This window comes from Streptomyces sp. NPDC059534, from assembly GCF_042743475.1.
Lineage (GTDB): Bacteria > Actinomycetota > Actinomycetes > Streptomycetales > Streptomycetaceae > Streptomyces.
Genome location: NZ_JBHWAQ010000001.1, coordinates 505,504 through 525,839 on the forward strand (window position 1 = coordinate 505,504; position 20,336 = coordinate 525,839).

General features: G+C 74.6%; 8 protein-coding genes. All 8 read right to left on the reverse strand.

The features are described from left to right. Positions 1-65: 65 nt before the first annotated feature. Complete coding sequence (locus ACFVZH_RS02055; protein ID WP_384891684.1) at positions 66-2,939, reverse strand: ATP-binding protein; 2,874 nt, start codon at positions 2,937-2,939, stop codon at positions 66-68. A 314-nt stretch (positions 2,940-3,253) separates the two neighbouring features. Then, the gene (ispG, locus tag ACFVZH_RS02060) at positions 3,254-4,405 is read right to left on the reverse strand and encodes a flavodoxin-dependent (E)-4-hydroxy-3-methylbut-2-enyl-diphosphate synthase (protein ID WP_384891686.1); all 1,152 of its coding nucleotides are present in this window, start codon (positions 4,403-4,405) and stop codon (positions 3,254-3,256) included. Between the two features lie 40 nt (positions 4,406-4,445). Then, positions 4,446-6,266: a 1-deoxy-D-xylulose-5-phosphate synthase gene (locus ACFVZH_RS02065; protein WP_384891689.1), complete on the reverse strand. Its 1,821-nt coding sequence runs from the start codon at positions 6,264-6,266 to the stop codon at positions 4,446-4,448. A 17-nt stretch (positions 6,267-6,283) separates the two neighbouring features. Beyond that, a complete protein-coding gene (locus ACFVZH_RS02070) occupies positions 6,284-7,321 on the reverse strand; it encodes a 4-hydroxy-3-methylbut-2-enyl diphosphate reductase (RefSeq protein WP_384891692.1) in 1,038 nt (345 codons plus the stop codon). Further along, the gene (locus tag ACFVZH_RS02075) at positions 7,318-11,190 is read right to left on the reverse strand and encodes an ABC transporter transmembrane domain-containing protein (protein WP_384891695.1); all 3,873 of its coding nucleotides are present in this window, start codon (positions 11,188-11,190) and stop codon (positions 7,318-7,320) included. The genes ACFVZH_RS02070 and ACFVZH_RS02075 overlap by 4 nt, the downstream gene beginning before the upstream one ends. 120 nt (positions 11,191-11,310) lie before the next feature. Continuing rightward, the gene (locus ACFVZH_RS02080; protein ID WP_384891698.1) at positions 11,311-11,520 is read right to left on the reverse strand and encodes an MbtH family protein; all 210 of its coding nucleotides are present in this window, start codon (positions 11,518-11,520) and stop codon (positions 11,311-11,313) included. Between the two features lie 108 nt (positions 11,521-11,628). After that, a complete protein-coding gene (ccrA, locus tag ACFVZH_RS02085) occupies positions 11,629-12,873 on the reverse strand; it encodes a crotonyl-CoA carboxylase/reductase (RefSeq protein WP_384891701.1) in 1,245 nt (414 codons plus the stop codon). Then, positions 12,873-20,336 (reverse strand): amino acid adenylation domain-containing protein (locus tag ACFVZH_RS02090; protein ID WP_384891704.1); only part of this gene is annotated, 7,464 nt, incomplete at its 5' end. The genes ACFVZH_RS02090 and ccrA, both read right to left, overlap by 1 nt.

Consider the following 20,336-nt stretch of genomic DNA (forward strand, 5'->3'; position numbering starts at 1 on the left):
CGTCGCGCCGTCACCCCCTCGCCGCCCGGTGCCCCGGGCGGCGGTCACGGCCGTCGGGGACCGGGTCACCCGGCGTCCGCACGCCCCGGGTAGGCGGCCGCGACCCGTTTGCGGTCCGTGCCGAGCTTCCGCAGCACCTTGGCGACGTGGTTCTCCACCGTCCGCGGCGACAGGAAGAGCGCCTCGGCGATGCCCTGGTTCGTGGCACCGGCCGCGAGCAGCTCGGCGACCTCGTGCTCGCGCGGTGACAGGCTGCCCCCGTACCCCCGCCGGCCGGGGCCGCGGCGGGCGACGCCGAGGTCGCGCAGGACCCGCCCGCAGCGCCCGGCGTCCGCGGTGGCGCCCAGCTCCGTGAAGAGCGCCACCGCCTCGGTCAACGGCCCGGCCGCCGCGCCGGGGTCGGTTCCCCGCAGGGCCCCGCCCTGCCGTTCGCACGCGCGGGCCCTCTCGTACGGCCGGCCGATCTCCTGCCACCCGGCCGCCGCGGCGGCGAAGTGCCGGGCGGCGGCTTCGGGTTCGGCCTCCCGGCACAGCAGGCCGTGGACGGTCTCCAGGTCGGCGGCGACAGCGGGGGCGTCACGTCCGAGGATGCCGTGCCCGGCCTCGGCTGCCAGCCGCTCGGCGTCCGCACGGCCGCCACAGGCCAGCGCCGCCTCGACCGCGGCCGACAGCAGCCCGGCGGACCGGGGCCAGGCGCCGGTCCGCCGGGCCGTGGCGACCGCCCGCTCCGCGACCGCCCGGGCCCGCGGCGCGTCGCCCCTGGCCAGGTGGACGTTGCTCAGGCCGGCGGCCGCCCGCAGCTCCGGGCCCACCAGCAGCAGGCCGGCGCCGGCCTTCGCGGCCTCCTCGTACAGTTTCTCCGCTCTGGCGTACCGACCCCGGGACGTGGCCAGGGTCCCGGCCAGCAGGGCCCGCTCGGCATGGGCGGCGACCGCGGTCGGGTAGCCGTCGACCAGCGCGTCCAGACGCTCCTCCAGCCCCTCCCACCGGCCGGCGAAGGCGTCGAGCCGCAGCAGCGTGCCGCGGGACAGGAACTCCGAGATCGTGCTGCCGACCCGGGCCGCCACCTGCCCGGCCTCGGCCGCCAGGGCGGCGCCGCGCCGGTCGTGCCCGAGGTAGACGGCGGTGTCGGCGACGTTCTGCAGGGCGCGCCCCGTCTGGCGGAGCACCTCCCGGTCCTCCGTGCGACGGGGCAGCGAAGCGACCGACTCCCAGAGCCGGACGTCACCCTGGCAGGCCATCAGGGTCAGCCGGGTGGCGCGGACCGCCGCCCTCAGCGCCTCGTTCGCGCTGTCGCGGACCACGGCCTCGGCACGCTCCAGCCAGGCATGGGTGTACGCGGGCCCCTCCGTCTCCTTGAGAGCCAGCGCGACCATGGCCCGCACGGCGCGCTCGGGGCGGCAGGTCTCCAGTTCGCCGACGGCCCGTTCGACCTCGTCGAACCCGGCGGGGTCGGCGTTCTCGTTCAGCATGCCGAGACCCAGGCCGAGGCGGATCTCACCGCGGACGTCCTCGGACAGCCCGGGGTCGCCGAGGAGTCGGCGCAGCAGCCGGGCGTCGGTGCGGAAGTCGACGCTGGAGGCGGCGATCCCGGCCAGGTCCAGGGCCGCCCGCGAGCGTGCCTCGCCCGTCAGCTCCGGCCGGTCGAGCATCTGGCGGAGCAGCGTGGCCGCCGTGCCGCCGTCGCGGACGGCGATCGCCTCGTCGACGGCGTCCCGCGCGCACAGCAGCCAGCCGGCCCGGTCTCCCGCCGCCAGGGTGTGGTGGGCGATCTGCACCGACGGCGCCGGAGTACGGCTTCGCAGGGCGTCGACCGCGCGCAGGTGCAGGCGCCGCCGGGCGGGGCCGGGAATGTTCCGGTAGACGACCTGCTGGCCGAGCACATGGCGGAACACGTACGCGCCCTGGTCCGCCTCGCGCAGGAGGGAGGCCCGGAGCAGCTCGGTCAGTCCCCCGGCGCCCTGCTCCTCGCCCAGCCCGGCCAGAGCGGTCAGCGACTCCTCGGACGCCGGGGTCGCGAGCACGGCTGCCGCTTCGGCCAGCGCGTTGGCCTGCGGCGACAGCGTGCCGAGGCGCTCGATGACCGTCTCGCGCAGGGCGCGCGGGGCGTCCGCGACCCGCAGTCGTTCCACCGCCTCGCCGTATCCATGGGTTCCGCTGTACTCGGCGAGGGTGATCAGGTCCTCCTCGGCGACCAGCGGCAGGCCCTCGCTGCGCCGGTACAGGGCGGTGCCCAGGGTGGTGGTGGCGTGCGGTCCCAGTGCGGCGGACGCCAGCTCCCGGACCTCGGACTCCGCCAGCGGGCCGAGCCGGATCACCGCGCCGTCGGTGCCGGGCGGATGGCGGTAGGCGGCGCCGAGCACGGTGCCTCCCGGCGGCAGGTCCTCGGCCCGGTAGGTGAGCACGAGGCTCAGCCGGGGCGGCAGGTCGCGGGCGAGGAGCAGGAGCAGGTCGCGGGTGGCCTCGTCGGCCCAGTGCAGATCCTCGACGACCAGCGTCGTGGGGCCGAGCCCGGTCAGGAACGACCGCACGCCCTGGAGCAGCCGGAACCGCCGGCCGGGTGGGTCGGCCGGGGACGCGGGCGGGGGCGGGAGCCGGTCGGCCAGGTCGGGCAGCAGCGGCGCCAGGGCGCCGGCGGTCGGCGGGAAGGCGGGGGCGCCCGTCAGGTCGGCCTTGCGCAGCGCGTCGACCACCGGCCCGTACGGGAACGGCTCGCGCAGCGGGTGGCAGTAGCCGGTCAGCACCTGGTGCCGCTCGGTGGCGAGCTCGACCGACGCCTCGCGGATCAGGCGGGACTTGCCGACGCCGGCCTCTCCTTCGACCAGCACGACCGCGGGCGGCCGGCGCACCGCGGCGAGCAGCTGCCCGAGCTGCCTCCGCCGGCCCACCAGGCGGAATCGCCCGCCCCGGCCCTCCGTCCCGTCCCCGAGCTCCCGCATCACCTGATCACCATCCCGCGCCAAACCGGCACTCGCGTAAGGAGGCCGTTGGCGCGACGACGTACCGGCGAATCGAACAGCAAGGGGGCGGCACGTCGGCGTCCGGAGGCCACCGGATCGACCCCGCCCCTGAGACCGCACCCGGAGGCCGGCATCGGCAGGAACCGGTCCAGTCCGGTCCGGTCCGCTGCTGGACACGTGCTGACCTGGCCTCAGGTCAGGGGCGGTCTCCGCAGCGTACAACTCCTGGCATGTCCGGTCGGTCTCCCCGGGTGTCTCGGAACTCACACCGAGGGGGCCGCCGGGTGGGGGCGTCAGGCGACGGCGACGACGTCGGGGGCGCCGAGGACGGAGGGGTCGAAGGTGTCGGCGATCTTGAGGGCCTCTTCGATGAGGGTCTCGACGATCTTCGACTCGGGGACGGTCTTGACGACCTGGCCCTTGACGAAGATCTGGCCCTTGCCGTTGCCGGAGGCGACGCCGAGGTCGGCCTCGCGGGCCTCGCCGGGGCCGTTGACGACGCAGCCCATCACGGCGACGCGCAGCGGGACGGTCATGCCGTCGAGGCCGGCGGTGACCTCCTCGGCGAGCTTGTAGACGTCGACCTGGGCACGGCCGCAGGACGGGCAGGAGACGATCTCCAGCCTGCGGGGGCGGAGGTTGAGGGACTGGAGGATCTGGGTGGCGACCTTGACCTCCTCGACCGGGGGCGCGGAGAGGGAGACGCGGATGGTGTCGCCGATGCCCTGGCGGAGGAGCGCGCCGAAGGCGACGGCGGACTTCACGGTCCCCTGGAAGGCGGGGCCGGCCTCGGTGACTCCGAGGTGGAGGGGGTAGTCGCATGCCTCGGCGAGGAGTTCGTAGGCGCGGACCATGACGACGGGGTCGTTGTGCTTGACGGAGATCTTGAGGTCGTGGAAGTCGTGTTCGGCGAAGAGGGACGCCTCCCAGAGGGCGGACTCGACGAGGGCCTCGGGGGTGGCCCTGCCGTGCTTGGCGAGCAGGCGGGCGTCGAGGGAACCGGCGTTGACGCCGATACGGATGGGGGTGCCGTGCTCCTTCGCGGCCCGGGCGATGTCCTTGACGCGGTCGTCGAACTTCTTGATGTTGCCGGGGTTGACGCGGACGGCGGCGCAGCCCGCCTCGATCGCGGCGAAGACGTAGCGCGGCTGGAAGTGGATGTCGGCGATCACCGGGATCGGCGACTTGGCGGCGATGACGGACAGCGCGTCCGCGTCGTCCTGGGACGGGCAGGCGACCCGGACGATGTCGCAGCCGGCGGTGGCCAGTTCGGCGATCTGCTGGAGGGTGGCGTTGACGTCCGAGGTGAGCGTGGTGGTCATGGACTGCACGGAGATCGGTGACCGGCTGCCCACGCCCACGCTGCCGACCTGGAGCTGTCGGGTGGGGCGGCGGGCGCCGAGGACCGGGGCGGGCATCGACGGGATGCCGAGCGCGACCGTCATGGGGAGTCTCCTGCTCTGGTACGGGTGAGGGGCGGGCGGTTCAGCGGCCGGCGCCGACGGGCTGCGGGGCGAGCTGGTCGAAGGTGACGGAGTCGTCGCGGCCGGCGAGCGCCTCGACGACGGCACGCGCGATGTGGCGTCCGGTCAGGCCGTGGGCGGCGAGGATGTCGTCACGGCGGCCGTGGTCGAGGAAGCGCTGGGCCAGTCCGAAGGTGCGGGTGGGGGTGCGGGCGCCCGCGTCGGCGAGGGCCTGGGCGATCGCGGCTCCCGCGCCGCCGCTGCGTCCGCCGTCCTCGACGGTGGCGACGAAGGAGTGGCCGAGGCCCAGCTCCACCAGAGCGGCGGGTACGGGGGTGATCCAGCGGGGGTCGACGACGGTGACGCCGAAGCCGTGCTCGGCGAGGCGGTCGGCCGCGTCCAGGCAGACGCCGGCCATCGCGCCCACGGAGACGAGCAGGACGTCCCGGGCGCCCGAGGCGGCCTGCCGCAGGACGTCCATGCCGTCGAGCGTGGCGACGGCGGGGATGTCCCGACCGGTGGTGCCCTTGGGGAAGCGCAGCGCGGTGGGCCCGTCCTGGACGGCGAGGGCCTCGCGCAGCGCGCGCCGCAGGGTCGCGGCGTCGCGCGGGGCGGCCACTCTCAGGCCGGGGACCATCTGGAACAGCGACAGGTCCCACATGCCGTTGTGGGAAGCACCGTCGTCGCCGGTGACACCGGCCCGGTCGAGGACGAAGGTGACCGGGGCGCGGTGCAGGGCGACGTCGAGCAGCATCTGGTCGAAGGCCCGGTTCAGGAACGTCGCGTACAGCGCCACCACGGGGTGCAGTCCGCCGAGGGCGAGACCGGCGGCCGAGGTGACGGCGTGCTGCTCGGCGATGCCCACGTCGAAGGTGCGGTCGGGGAAGCGCTCGGCGAAGGGGGCGAGGCCGGTGGGGGCGAGCATGGCCGCGGTGAGCGCGACCACGTCCGGGCGCTCCTCGCCGAGTTCGGCCAGCTCCTCGCCGAACACGTCGGTCCAGGCCGGTCCCCGGGAGGGACGGGACGGGGCCGGCTCGGCCGGCCGGGGGCGTACGGCGTGGAAGCGGTCCGCCTCGTCCTGTTCGGCGGGGGCGTGGCCGCGTCCCTTCTCGGTCAGGCAGTGGACGACGACGGGCCGGCCGAGACCGGCCGCGTGACGCAGGGCCTCCTCCAGGGCGGTGATGTCGTGCCCGTCGACGGGGCCGACATACGCGAGTCCCAGGTTCTCGAAGACGCTGTGCGGGGGGCGGTCCTCGTCGCGCAGCCGGGCCAGGTGGGCGGGGATGCCGCCGACGGTGGGGGCGTAGGAGCGGGTGTTGTCGTTGAGGACGACGACCACCGGGCGGTCGGCGCCGTCCGCGAGGTTGTTCAGGGCTTCCCAGGCCATGCCGCCGGTGAGGGCGCCGTCGCCGATGACCGCGACGACGGCGCGGTCGGTGACGCCCCGCAGCCGGTGGGCCTTGGCCAGGCCGTCGGCGTAGGACAGGACCGTGGAGGCGTGGGAGTTCTCGATGAGGTCGTGGGCGGACTCGCCGCGCGAGGGGTAGCCGGACAGTCCGCCGGGCTGGCGCAGGGTCGCGAAGGCGGCGGCACGACCGGTGATGATCTTGTGGGGGTAGGTCTGGTGGCCGGTGTCCCACAGGATGTGGTCGCGCGGCGACTCGAAGACCCGGTGCAGGGCGAGCGTCAGCTCGACCACGCCGAGGCTCGGGCCGAGGTGACCGCCGGTGCGCGTCACCTCCTCCACGAGGAGCCGCCGGATGTCGGCGGCGAGCTCCTCGGTCTGACGGGTGGTGAGGGCGCGCAGGTCCTGGGGGCAGTGGACCGACTCGATCGACGTCATGACAGATCCTGTTCTGGTCACAGGGCCTCATCGGCCAGCGGGGTCCGGGGGGCCCGGCCCGTGACGGGGTCGGCCAGCCGGGCGGGCATGGAGAAGACGACGTCCTCGGCGATGCCGTCGTCCAGTTCGACGTTCTCGTAACCGAGCTCGGCGAGCCGGTCGACGAGCCCGCGGACGAGGATCTCCGGGGCGCTGGCACCGGAGCTGACGCCGATGGCGGACGCGGTGGCGAGCCAGGACTCGTCGAGGTGGCCGGCGTCCGGGACGAGGTGGGCGGCGCTGCCGTGCTCCCGGGCGACCTCGACCATGCGGATCGAGTTGCTGGAGTTGCGCGAGCCGACCACCAGGACGAGGTCGTTGCGGCGGGCGAGGGCCTTCACGGCGTTCTGCCGGTTCTGGCTGGCGTAGCAGATGTCGCCGTCGGCCGGGCCCGCGAGGTCGGTGAACCGGGCGCGCAGCGCGTCGACGACCCGCCGGGTCTCGTCGAACGACAGGGTGGTCTGGGTCAGGAACGCCACCGGGGCGTCGTCCGGCAGGTCGAGGGCGGCGACGTCCTCCTCGCTCTCGACCACGATGGTGCGCTCGGGGGCCTCGCCCCGGACTCCCTCGACCTCCTCGTGGTCCGCGTGGCCGACCAGCAGGATGGTCCGTCCGTCGCGGGCGTAGCGGACGGCCGCCTGGTGCACCTTGGAGACCAGCGGGCAGGTGGCGTCGATGACGTCGAGCCGGCGGTCCGCCGCGCCGCTGCGCACCGCGGGCGAGACGCCGTGGGCGGAGAACACGCAGACCGCGCCCTCGGGCACCTCCTGCTCGCTGTCGACGAACCGGGCTCCGCGCTTCTCCAGTTCCGCCACGACGTGGTGGTTGTGCACGATCTCCTTGCGCACGTACACCGGGGCTCCGTGGAGGTCGAGGGCGCGTTCCACGATGCCGATGGCGCGGCGTACGCCGGCGCAGAAGCCGCGCGGCTGGGCGAGGACGACCCGCTTGGCCCGGTCGTCGACCCGGTCGTCGGCCTGGGGGCCGGGGTCTGCCGGCAGGATGGTGGCGCTCATGAGGCGTTCCGTTCGTAGGAATCGTGGGCGGGAACCGCGGTCGGGTGTCCCTGGGAGGCCCGCCACATCGCGGCGTAGACCCCGTCCAGGGCCAGCAGTTCGTCGTGGGTGCCGTCCTCGCGGACCCGGCCGCCGTCGACGACGACGATCCGGTCGGCGCGCGAGGCGACGCTGAGACGGTGGGCGACGATCAGGGCCGTACGGCCGGCGACGAGGCGCTCGGTGGCCGCGTTGACCAGGGCCTCGGTGGCCAGGTCGAGGGCCGCGGTGGCCTCGTCGAGCAGGAGGATGTCGGGGCGGACGAGTTCGGCGCGGGCCAGCGAGATCAACTGCTGCTGTCCGGCCGAGAGGTTGCGTCCGCCCTCGGCCACCCGGTGGTCGTAGCCGTCGTCGAGGGCGCTGATGATCTCGTGGGCGCCGACCCGGCGGGCCGCGTCGGCGATCTCGGTGCCGGTGGCGTCGGGCCGTCCGTAGGCGATGGCCTCGCGGACGGTTCCGGCGAACAGGTACGGCTCCTGGGGGACGACGCCGAGCCGCTGCCGGAAGGCGGTGAGCTCCAGGTGCCGCAGGTCGGTCCCGTCGAGGCGGACGGCTCCGCCGGTGGGGTCGTGGAACCGGGCGACCAGCTTGACCAGGGTCGACTTCCCGGCACCCGTGGGGCCGACGAACGCGACGGTCTGTCCCTGCGGGATGCGCAGCCGGATCCCGCTCAGCACCGGACGGCCGCCACCGTAGTGGAAGTCCACGTCGTCGAAGACCAGTTCGCCCCGCAGCGACCGCACGGGCAGCGCGACGGCGGCGGCCGGTGTGGTGCTGCGCAGCCCGAGCAGGTCCCGGATCCGCAGCAGCGACACACGTGCCTGCTGGTATCCGTCGAACAGCTGGGACAGCTGCTGGACCGGCACGAAGAACAGGTCGATGTAGAGGAGGTACGCGACGAGGGCACCGACCGTCATGGCGCCCGCGGCCACCCGGTGCGCTCCGACCGCCAGGACCGCGGCGGTGACGCAGGCGGCGAGGAACTGGATGAACGGGAAGTAGCGCGCGGACAGGAGCTGTCCGCGGACCCGGGCCCGTCGATAGGCGTCGCTGTGCCGGGCGAACGCGGCGACGACGGACCGCTCGCGGCGGAACGCCTGAACGGTACGCATACCGGCGGCGCCCTCCTGGAGCGCGCCGTTGACGACGGCGAGCCGTTCCCGGGCCTCGGCATAGCTGCGCGCGGAGACCCTGCGGAAGACGGCGGTGGCGAGGAGGACCGGCGGCAGCACCAGGAGGACGACGAGCAGCATCCCGGCGTCGGCGACGGCGAGCGCGACGAGCACGCCGACCAGGGTCAGGCCGCTGACGAGCACGCTGATCAGCCCGGTCTGGAGGAAGGAGGAGAGCGAGTCGACGTCGGTCGTCATCCGGGTCAGGGTGCGGCCCGACGCCTCGTTCTCGAAGTGGTCGAGCCCCAGCCGGTGCAGATGTGCGAAGACCCGTATCCGCAGCGCGTACAGCAGCCGCTCCCCGGTCCGTCCGTTGACGCGGACCGCGCCCCACTGGACGGTGTACTGGACGAGCACCACGGCGAGCGCGGCGAGCGCGGCCGTGCCGACGGTGGCGAGGGCGAGGTGCTGCACGCCGCCCTCGATACCGTCGCGCAGCACGACGGGCAGGGTCAGCCCGGCGAGCGCGTCGGCGACGACGAGCGCGAGCCCCGCGGCCAGCGGCAGGCGGTGGCCGCGCAGCAGCCGGCCCAGCCCGAACTCGCCCTCTCCGGCGGCGCGCGGATCACGGGCGGCCTCCGTCTCGTCGACTCCGGGGGTGTCGAGGGCCGGGGGAAGCGCCGCGACCCTGGCCCGCATCCGGGCGGCGGCCGCGGCCGGCGGCCCGGACGTCTCGGAGGTGGTGACCGGCCCGCTGGACCGACCCGGCCGGCCGGCCGTCGGGGAGGACGCGGGGCGCTGCCCCGCCGGAGCGGTGGTCGGGAATGACGCGAGTCGCTGCCCTGTCGGAGCGGTGGCCAGGGAGGAGGCGGGGGGCTGCCCGGTGGTCGGGCGGTTGCCGGGAGTGGGGTGGCCCGGACTGGTGTGGCCGGGAGCGACCTGGCCGGGAGTGGCGGCGTCGGCCGGGAGGGAGGGTTCGGCGTGATGGTCGTACTGGAGGATCGTGCGGTAGAGCGGGCAGCGGCCGGTGAGTTCGCGATGGGTGCCGAGGTCGACGATCCGGCCGCGGTCGAGGACGGCGATGCGGTCGGCGAGGGCGAGGGTCGAGCGACGGCGGGCGACGATGAGGGTGGTGCGGCCGTCGGCCCGGGCGCGCAGCGCGTGGTGGATGTCCTGCTCGACACGGGCGTCGACCGCGGAGGTGGCGTCGTCGAGGACGAGGACCCGGGGCGCGGCCGCGAGGGCACGGGCGAGGGCGAGGCGCTGGCGCTGTCCGCCGGACAGCGTGCCGCCGCGTTCGCCGAGCCATGTGTCGTAGCCGTCGGGCAGGGCGGTGACGAAGGAATGGGCCTGCGCGGTGCGGGCGGCGGCGTGGATCTCCGTGTCGGTGGCGTCCGGCCGGCCGTAGGCGACGGTCTCGCGGACCGTTCCGGCCAGGAGGGCGGTGTCCTCGGGGACGGTGGCGACGGCGGACCGCAGGGAGTCGAAGCTCAGGTCTCGTACGTCCGCGCCGCCGATCCGTATCGCGCCCCCGGAGACGTCGTGGAACCGGGAGAGCAGCAGGGCGAGGGTGGACTTGCCCGAGCCGGGGGCGCCGACGACGGCCAGGGTCTCGCCGGGGGCGAGGGCGAGGGAGAGTTCGGTGAGGACGGGCCGGCCGGAGCCGTAGCCGAAGGTGACGCGCTCGAACTCGACGCCCAGGGGCCCCTGTTCGGGCAGCCGGTCCGCGCCCTCGGTCAGCAGCGGGCGGGTGTCGATCACCTCCAGGACGCGCTCGATGCCGACACCGGCCTGCTGGCCCATGGTGAGCAGCGCGGCCAGGGTCTTGACGGGGCCGACGAGCTGCGCGAGGTAGGCGGAGACGGCGAGGAAGGCGCCGAGCCCGAGTTCGCCGCGGGTCGCCAGCCAGCCGCCGACCGCGAGGACACCGACCTGTCCGAGGGAGGGCACGCACTGGAGCGCGGGGCCGTAGCGGGCGTTCAGCCGTACGGCCCGCACGCGGCCGGCGAACAGCCGGCGGGCGGCGGCGGCCAGCCGGTCCAGCTCCCGCCGCTCCTGGCCGAAGCCCTTGACGACGCGGATGCCGGCGGTGGAACTCGCCACGACTCCGGCGACGGCGGCGGCCTGGTTCTGGGCGTACCAGGTGGCGGGGTAGAGCCAGGTGCGGCTGCGGCGGCCGATGAACCACAGCGCGGGCACGAGGGCGAGGGCGACCAGGGCGAGGAGGGGGGAGAGCGCGGCCATGAGGGCCAGGGACACCAGAAGGGTGGCCGCGCTGGAGACCGCCGCGGGAAGGGTGGAGACCAGGCCGAAGACCATGTTGAGGTCTCCGGAGGAGCGGCCGAGCAGCTGACCGGTGCTCAGTTCGTCGCGCCGCACGCCGTCCAGGCGGGAGAGCGAGCGGAACAGGTCCACGCGCAGGTCGTGCTGGACGTCGGCGGCCAGCCGTCCGGCGTACAGGCGGCGCAGGTACGCGGCGAGATAGCCGACCGCGGCGACGGCGACCAGCACGCCGGTCCACAGGGCGCCGGAGCGGGTGGGCCGCAGGACGACGTCGTCCACGATCACCATCGTCACGAGGGGGACCAGGGCGCCGGCCGCGGTGGTCAGCACGGCGGCGAGGACGGCCACGAGCACGCTGCGCCGGTGCCGCAGGCAGCGCCGGGCCAGCCGCCCGGTCCAGGAACCCCGCTCGGTGTCGTCGGTGTGGGTCGTCATCCGGGGCCTCCTCTCGTGTGGGGGGGGTGGGTGGTGGGTGGTGGTCCGGACGAGGGTGAGGCCCACGACCCGGGGGCCGGGCTGTGGCTCACCCCCTCGGGGCGGCGGGCAGGAGCGGGGTCAGGCCGCCATCGCGCGGATGAGGCTCTTGGGCCGCATGTCGGTCCAGTGGGTCTCGATGTAGTCGAGGCACGCCTGGCGGTCGTTCTCCGCGAAGGCGACCTCCCAGCCGGCCGGGACCTCGGCGAAGTCGGGCCACAGGGAGTGCTGGCCCTCGTCGTTGACCAGGACGATGTAGCGGCCGTCGGCGTTCTCGAACGGGTTCGTCATTTCTTTTTCCTTTTCCCTTTTCTTTCCCTCTGCGGGGCAATTCGACTTTTCCGTCGCCGATATTTCTAACCAACCGGAGAAAGATCGGCAACCCTTTCCGGAAACATCTCAGGGGATGTGCGTGAGACCTGGTTCCGGTGCGTTCACGAGAACCGCCACATTGCCCGGCGGCTGCTTGTTCTCGAACACCAGCTGATGGGCCCGGCCGATATCGGTGAACGGCAGGGCGAGCGAGAGGCAGGGGTCGATGTGGCCGGCGGCCACGAGGTCGATGATCGCCGCGGTCTGGCGCACGTTCGCGGCGTGCGAGCCCTGGAGCCGCTTCTGGAACATCCACAGGAAGCGCAGGTCGATGTCGCCGTTGTAGCCGCTGGTTCCGGCGCAGGTGACGACCATTCCGGCCCGGTCGCAGACGTAGACCGAGGTCGGCAGGGTGGCCCGGCCCGGGTGCTCCACGACGATCGCGGGGTCCCGGCGCTCGCCGAGCGCGTCCCAGAACGCGCGGCCGAAGGAGCGGACCCCCGAGAGCCATTCACGGTAGGCGACGGTGTCACTCGAATCGGGCAGGCGACCCCAGTGGTCGAATTCATTCCGATTGATGACGCCGTGCGCTCCCAGACGCTTACAGTAGTCGAATTTGTCGTCGTCCGACACCACGGCGACCGGAATTCCACCGAAATACTTCACGAGCTGGACGGCCATGGATCCGAGGCCGCCCGCGCCGCCCCAGACGAGGACGGGATCGCCGGGGCGGACCGTGTGCGGGTGCCAGCCCATGAGCATGCGGTACGAGGTGGAGCCGCCGCCCAGGAAACAGCCGGCCTCCTCCCATGTCAGGTGCGGGGGTTTCCGGTGGCACTGGTACTCGTCGGCCACGGTGAACTGCGCGAAGGAGCCGTGGTTCAGCTCGTAGCCCCAGGCCCGCTGGGAGCGGGAGGCGGTCGGGTCGACGCCGAGCCGGATGTCGGGGGCCGACTCGTCCCAGGCGACGCCACCGACGATGACGGAGTCGCCCACCTTGAGCTGCTTGACCCCCTCCCCCACGGCCCAGACCACTCCGGCGCCCTCGGATCCGGCGATGTGGAAGTCGAGGGGATCACCGGCCCGTTGCCGGTCGGCGATGACGTCGGCCGGGGTGCCGAGCCCCGCCCAGACGCCGTTGTAGTTGATCCCGGCGGCCATCACCATGACGAGCACCTGGCCCCGGCCGACGGGGGGCACCTCGACCGTCTCGACCTGGATCGACTGCTCGGGCGGGCCGTACCGCTCGCGCCGGATGACCCCGGCGTACATGTAACGGGGCACCTCCCCCAGCGGCGGGATCTCCCCCAGTTCGTACAACTCCCGGGTCATCAGCTGTCCTTCCGTGTGGTGCGTGCGTTCAGATGGGCGGCGAGGACACCGCCGACGACGGCCAGCGGGGCGGGCCGCAGCATGTCCTCGTGCCGGCAGTCGACCGGGTGGACGGCGAGCGCGCCGCCGACGTGTGCCCGCCACCGCTCGGCCTTCTCGGCGACCGCGCCCTCGGAGCCGTTCGCGCTGCCATCCGAGGTCTCCTGCGCGGTCTCACGCGCGGTCTTCTGTGCGGTCTCCTGTGCGGTCTCCTGTGCGACGCCGTTCGCGGCGCCGCTCGTGCTGCCGTTCGTGTCGCCGTTCGCCACGAACAGCAGCAGGTCGCCCGAGAACCGGCGCGGGGCGAATCCGGCGCGAAGCTCGACGCCGGTGCGGTACGCGTCCACGACGGTGCCCACCCGGTCGGCGAGCAGCGCCGCGAGCGGTCCGCCGCGGGCCCGCAGCAGTGCGGCGCCCGCCTCGGGCGTCAGGTCCTCGTCACCCCGTTCCGGGCCGACCCCGGCGGCGTCGAGGAGGGCTCCGAGGAGCCGCTCGGCCGGGGGTACGACGACCGGGTCGCCGGGCCGCGCCGGGTAGGAGTCCAGCACCGCCACGGTCGCGACCTCCTCGCCGGCCTCCTCCAGGAGCACCGCGGCCGCCTGGGCGACGAGGCCGCCGAGCGACCAGCCCACCAGGTGGTACGGGCCGGAGGGCCGGACGGAGCGGATCCGCGCCACGTAGTCGGCGGCGACCTCCTCCAGGCTCGCCGGCCGGTGACCGGGTTCGGTGAACGCGCGCGCCTGCAGGCCGTACACCGGGTGGCCGGTCGGCAGGTGCCGCAGCAGGGCCGCGTAACGCCAGCTCAGACCACCCGCGGCGTGGAAGCAGAACACGGGCGGGAGTTCGCCTCGGGTGCGCAGGGGCAGCAGGACGTCGAGCGCGCCGGCGGAGTCCGCGTCCTCGTCGTCGAGGGCCGCGCCGAGCCCGGCGACCGTCGGCGCCAGGAACAGTGCCTGGATGCCGAGCTCGACGCCGAGGACGGCGCGGATCCGGCTGACCAGTCCCGCCGCGAGCAGCGAGTCGCCGCCGAGGGCGAAGAAGTCGTCGTCGATGCCCACCTCGGCGACGCCGAGGAGGTCGGCGAACAGCCCGGAGAGCAGTTCCTCGCGCGGGGTGCGAGGGCCGCGGCCGGTCCGCCCGCCGTCAGCGGGGACGGGGGTGGAAGCGAGGGAGGAAGCGGAGACGGAGGCGGGGGCGGGCAGCGCCCCTCGGTCCAGCTTGCCGTTGGCGGTGAGCGGCAGCGCGGCGAGGGTGACGATGGAAGCCGGTACGAGGTGGTCCGGCAGCGTCTCGGCCAGTCGGGCGCGCAACTCGCCCGTGTCCGGAGCGGGTTCGCCGGGGACCGGCACCGTGTAGGCGACCAGGCGCTTGTCGCCCGGCCGGTCCTCCCGGACGAGGGAGACCGCGTGCGCCACACCGGGCAGGGCGGCGAGGGCGCCGTCGACCTCGCTGAGCTCGATCCGGAAGCCGCGCAGCTTCACCTGGCCGTCGGCCCGGCCGACGAACTCCAGGGTGCCATCGGGCCGGCGCCGGGCCAGGTCGCCCGACCGGTACATCCGGGCCCCCGGCTCCCCGAACGGATCGGCGACGAAGGAACCGGCGGTCAGCGCCGGGGCGTTCTCGTAGCCGCGGGCCAGCCCGGAACCCGCGAGGTACAGCTCGCCGACGGACCCCGCCGGCACCGGCTCCAGCTCGGGGGAGAGCACGTAGACCGCCATCCCCGCCATCGGGACGCCGATCGGCACGTTGTCCGGGACCCGGTCGCCCGCCCGCATGGTGTGGTGGGTGGCGAACACGGTGGTCTCGGTGGGGCCGTAGCCGTTGCTGACGACCGTGCCGGGGCAGGCCGCGAGAACCTTGCGGACGGCGTCGGCGGGGACCACGTCACCTCCGGTGCGCACCTCGCGTACACCGGCGAAGCAGTCGGGCTCCTCCTCGGCCAGCCAGCGGAACAGCCCGGCCGTCAGCCACAGTCCGGTGACCCGCTCGGCCGCCACGAGCCGGGCCAGGGCCCTCAGGTCGACGTCGCCGGGCGGGGCGACGACGACGGTCCCGTGGTTGAGCAGGGTCCCCCACAGTTCGAGGAGCGCGGCGTCCCAGGCGTGCGAGGAGTGGAACAGCACCCGTTCCAGGGCGCCCGGGGCCCAGCAGGGCTCGGCGGCCAGCTCGACCACGTCGCGGTGGGTGACCGCCACGCCCTTGGGCACGCCGGTGGATCCGGAGGTGAACATCACGTACGCCAGCCGGTCCGGTTCGACGGCCGTGCCGGGGTCGGTGGGCGCCTGGCGGGCCGTGCGCGGATCGGTGTCGACGGCCACGGTCGTGAAGGGGTTGCCCGGGACACCGGGCCAGTCGTCGGTGCGGGCCGCGTCGGTGAGCAGGACCCGCACGCCCGCCCGGCCGAGCACGGTCCGCTGCCGCTGCTCGGGGTGCGCGGGCTCCAGCGGGACGCAGACCGCGCCCGCCTTCAGGACGGCGAGGAAGGCGACGACGAGCCGGGGCGACCGGTCGAGGAGGACACCGATCCGTTCCTCCGGTCCGGTGCCGAGCTCGTGCAGCAGCACGCGGGCCAGTCGGTTGGCCCGCTCGTCCAGTTCCCGCCAGGTGAGCCGCTCGTCGCCGAGGGAGACCGCGACGGCGTCGGGGGTGCGGGCGGCGAGGGCGGCCACCCGGCCGTGGATCGTGTCGAGGAGCGTGCCGTGCGGGCCGGACGGTTCGAGCGCGGTCCGCGTGCCGCCGTCGGCGAGGGCGCGTCGCTCCTGACGGGACAGCCCGGCCGTCGGTCCGCCGACGCGTCCCACCGGCTGTTCCGGGTCGGCCGCGACCGACTCCAGGAGGCGGGTGAGCCGGTCGAGGAGGGCCGGGGCGGTGGCCGCGCCGATCACGTCGGGACGGTGGTCGAGGCGGAACCGCAGGCCCCGCGAGCGCAGCGACGCGACGAGGAGCAGCGGATAGTGGGCCGCGTCCCTGCCCTGCACCGCGGTGGCGCGCAGCCGGGAGGGGGTGCGCTCGGTGTCCTCCGGCAGCGGGTAGTTCTCGTAGACGAGGGCCGTGTCGAACAGCGGCCGGACGCCCGCGATGCGGTGCACGTCGGCGAGGCCGAGGTACTGGTGGGTGCGCAGGGCCGTCTGTTCGTCCTGGACGCGGGCCAGGGCGGCGCTCCAGCGCTCGGAACGGTCGAGGCGGACCCGTACGGGCAGGGTGTTGATGAACAGGCCGATCATGTGTTCGGCGCCGGGCAGCTCCGGCGGCCGGCCGGAGACCGTGGTCCCGAACAGGACGTCGTCGCGGCCGAGATGACGGCCGAGGACCAGTCCCCAGGCCGTCTGGACCACGGTGTTCATGGTGACGCCCGCCCGGGCCGCGTGTCCCTGGAGGGTCGCGGTGAGCTCCGGGGACAGGTCGTGGACGATCTGCTCCGGCAGTGCGGGGCCTGTGGGCTCCCGGCCGGGGGCGAGCAGAGTGGGCTCCTCGACGCCCGCGAGCGTCTCCCGCCAGGCCCGCTCGCTCGCCTCGCGGTCCTGCGCGACGAGCCAGGTGACGTACGAGCGGAACGGGGCGGGGGCGGGCAGCCCGGTGGTGTCGCCGCCGTTCTCGTACAGGGTGACGAGTTCGCGCAGGAACAGCGGCATCGACCAGCCGTCGAGCAGGATGTGGTGCTTGGTGATGACCAGCCGGTGCCGTTCGGCGCCGAGGCGGGCCAGCAGGAAGCGGATCAGCGGCGGCCGGCCCAGGTCGAACGGGTGGCGGCGGGCGGCGTCCGTGAGGGCCGCCAACTCCTGCCCCGCGGCGTCCTCGGGCAGCGCGGTCAGGTCGGCCTCGTCCCACGGCAGGGTCGCGGTACGCGGCACGACCTGGACGGCCGCTCCGTTCGCGCGGTGGTGGAACCCGGCCCTCAGGTTGGGGTGCCGCTCCAGGACGGCCTGTCCCGCGGCGCGCAACGCCGCCGGGTCGAGCGGGCCTTCGAGGTCGAGGACCAGTTGGACCGTGTAGACGTCCGTGCCGCTCCCGTCCGCCTGGAGGGCGTGGAAGAACAGACCCTCCTGGAGCGGGGTGAGCGCGAAGGCGTCCTCCAGACCGCCGGGGGCGGCGGCGAGGTCGTCGATCTCGGGCTGGGTCAGCCCGGACGACGGCAGGTCGCCGGGGGTCAGTCCACCACCGCGCTCGGACTGGCCGGGGTCGGCGAGGGCGCGCAGCGCGGTGAACCACAGCTCGGCGAGTTCCTCGATCTCGGCGCGGTCGAAGAGTCCGGCCGGCCAGGAGTAGGTGACGTGGAGCCGCGGCCCGTCCTCGCCGTCCCGGGTCACCGCGTTGATCTCCACGGAATGGGCGAACGGCATGCCCGGGTCGGCGGGCAGCAGCGGGATCCGCAGGTCGGACGCGCTCGACCAGCCGGCGGGCCCGTCCTCGCCGAGCGTGTCGCCGCCGGTCCCGACCCGGCCCAGGTAGTTGAAGCCGATCTGCGGGGTGGCGGCGCCCGCGAGGGCGAGCGCGGTGTCCGCGTTCAGGTGGCGCAGCACCCCGTAGCCGAGTCCGTTGTCGGGCAGGGCCCTCAGCTGTTCCTTGATCCGTCCGAGCGCGGCGACGGTCGCGGCGCCGCCTTCCAGCGCCTCGTCCAGGTCGATCGCGCCCGGGTCGAGCCGGACGGGGAACCGGCTGGTGAACCAGCCGACCGTACGGGACAGATCGAGGGTCTCGTCGAGTTCCTCCCGGCCGTGGCCCTCCATGTCGACCAGGACCGCGTGAGAGGCGTCCCCGGTCCAGCGGCGGCGCCACCTCGCGACCGCGAGGGTCAGGCCCGTGAGCAGGACGTCGTTGATCTGGGTACGGAAGCGGGCCGGTACGTCGGTGAGCAGCGCCGTCGTCAGGTCCGCCGGGAGGGCGGCGGTCAGGTGCCCGGCGGTCTCCCGGGTGTCGACGGCGGGGTCGAGGCGGCGGGCGCCGAGGAGCGGGTCCCGCTCCTGGGTCTGCCTTCGCCACAGCGGGAGTTCGGCGATCCGCGCCGGGTTCTGCGCCTCCATCACGAGGGCCTGGGCCCAGCGGCGGAAGGTCGTCCCGACGGGAGCGGGCCGAGGCTCGCGCCCGTCACGCACGGCCTGCCAGGCGGCGGCGAGGTCGGGCAGCAGGATCCGCCAGGACACGCCGTCGACCACGAGGTGGTGCAGGAGGACGAGAAGAAGGCCCTGCTCGTCCGGGCCGGCGTCGAACCAGACGACCTGGAGCAGCGTGCCGTTCTCCGGGTCGAGCCGGCGCCTCGCCGCCTCGCCGTGGGCCGACACCGCGGCGGCCACGTCGTCGGCGTCACCGACGGCGTCCCGCACGTCGACGCGGGTCACGCACGTGCGGGCGTCGAGGCTGCCGCGCGGCGCGGTCTCCAGGTTCCACGGCAGGCCGAGTTCGGCGCCGGTGAGGCGGGCGCGCAGCACGTCGTGGTGGTCCACGACGGCCTGGACGGCCCGGGTCAGCGCGTCCTCTCCGAGGCCGCCCGGGACCCGCAGCAGCACGGACTGGTTGAAGCCCTGGAACGGGCCGCCGAGGTGGTGGAGCCAGCGGACCACCGGGGTGCCGGGGATCGCGCCCACGCCGTCGTCGACGGCCGGCGCGGTCTCGGCGGCGGGCGGCCTGATCGCGGACACGAGCTCCGCGACCGTCTGGTGGCGGAAGATGTCCCGCGGGGTCAGCACCAGGCCGGCCCGGCGGGCCCGGCCCGCGACCTGGATGGCGTTGATGCTGTCGCCGCCCAGAGCGAAGAAGTTGTCGTCGGCCGCGACCCCGGCCACGTTGAGGACGTCGCCGACGATCCGGCACAGCAGGGCCTGCGGGTCGTCATCCTCGGCCCGCTCAGGAGACGTGACCGCCGCCGGGGCGACAGCGGGGGTGCCGGTGCGGGCGGTGCCGGCAGGACCGCCGGCGCCGGTGCTGATGTTCTTGCCGTTGTCGACGCCCGGGAGGTCGTCGTCGATCCGGCGGTCGGCGTCCGTGACCACGGCGCGAAGCACCGTGACAAGGCCCTGCGCCAGGGCCTCGACCGTCTCGGGGTCGAACAGGTCCGTGGCGAAGGCCACGGTGCCGTGCAGACCGGCCGGTCCGCCCTCGTCGGAGTGCCGCTCGGAGAGCCTCACCGACAGGTCGAACTTGGCGCGTCCCGCTCCGTCGCCGAGGGGCTCGCCGACGGCGTCGACCGCCAGCCCGGCGAGGTCCACGTCGGCCCGGGAGACGTTGTCCAGGGACAGCATGACCTGGAACAGCGGGTGGTACGAGGGTGACCGTCGGGGCCCGGCCGCGTCCACGACCCGTTCGAAGGGGACGTCCTGGTGGGCGTAGGCGGCGAGGTCGGTCTCGCGGACCCGCGCGAGGAGCTCACGGAAGGTCGGGGCGCCGGAGGTGTCGGTGCGCAGCACCAGGGTGTTGACGAAGAAGCCGACCAGGTCGTCGAGCGCCTCGTCGCCGCGCCCCGCCACCGGGGTGCCGATCGGGATGTCCGTACCCGCGCCGAGGCGGGTCAGCAGGCTCGCGAGCGCCGCCTGCAGGACCATGAAGACCGTGGTCCTGCTGGAGCGCGCCAGCTCGACCAGACCTGCGTGCAGCTCCCCGTCGAGGGTGAGGGCCACGAGGCCGCCCGCGTGGCCGGCCTCGTCCGGTCGGGGCCGGTCGGTGGGCAGAGGCAGGACGTCGGGAAGGCCCGTGAGGGTCTTCGTCCAGTGGGCGAGCTGACGGGAGATCTCGCTGTCCGGGTCGGACTCGTCGCCCAGTACCTCGCGCTGCCACAGGGCGTAGTCCGCGTACTGGACCGGCAGCGGCGCCCACCGCGGCGCGCCGCCCGCGCACCGCGCGCTGTAGGCGGCGGCCAGGTCCCGGACGAGGGGCCGCATGGACGAGGCGTCGCCGGCGATGTGGTGCAGCACGAGCACGAGGACGTGGTCCTCCGCGCCGATCTCCAACAGCCGGGCGCGCAGCGGCGGATCGGTGTCCAGCGCGAAGTCGGTGCGCCGCGCGTCGGCGACGGCCGCGTCGACGCCGGACTCGTCGACCTGGACGACCCGCAGACGCGGGCGCGCCTCGGCCGGGTCGAGCACGACCTGCGTGGGCAGGTCGTCAACGGCCGGGAAGACCGTGCGCAGGGACTCGTGACGGCTCACCACGTCGGCGAGCGCGGCCTCCAGCGCGACCGTGTCCAGCGGGCCGCGCAGCCGGGTGACCATCGGAATGTTGTACGTTCCGGCCGTCGCGCCCAGGTGGCTCAGCGCCCACAGGCGGCGCTGGGCGTAGGAGAGCGGGACGTCGTCCGGGCGCGGCCTCGCGACGAGCGCGGGCCGGGTCTCCCCTCCACGCTCCAGGCGTGGGGCGAGGGCGGCGACGGTCGGGGTCTCGAACAGGGCCCGGACGGGCAGTTCGACTCCGAGGACGGATCGGATACGGGAGAT

Bases quoted from the DNA above. Each gene is read 5' to 3' on its own strand.
- ACFVZH_RS02075 (WP_384891695.1), bottom strand. From the start codon at position 11,190: ATGACGACCCACACCGACGACACCGAGCGGGGTTCCTGGACCGGGCGG.
- ACFVZH_RS02070 (WP_384891692.1), bottom strand. From the start codon at position 7,321: ATGAGCGCCACCATCCTGCCGGCAGACCCCGGCCCCCAGGCCGACGAC.
- ccrA (WP_384891701.1), bottom strand. From the start codon at position 12,873: ATGACCCGGGAGTTGTACGAACTGGGGGAGATCCCGCCGCTGGGGGAG.
- ispG (WP_384891686.1), bottom strand. From the start codon at position 4,405: ATGACGGTCGCGCTCGGCATCCCGTCGATGCCCGCCCCGGTCCTCGGC.
- ACFVZH_RS02055 (WP_384891684.1), bottom strand. From the start codon at position 2,939: ATGCGGGAGCTCGGGGACGGGACGGAGGGCCGGGGCGGGCGATTCCGC.
- ACFVZH_RS02080 (WP_384891698.1), bottom strand. From the start codon at position 11,520: ATGACGAACCCGTTCGAGAACGCCGACGGCCGCTACATCGTCCTGGTC.
- ACFVZH_RS02065 (WP_384891689.1), bottom strand. From the start codon at position 6,266: ATGACGTCGATCGAGTCGGTCCACTGCCCCCAGGACCTGCGCGCCCTC.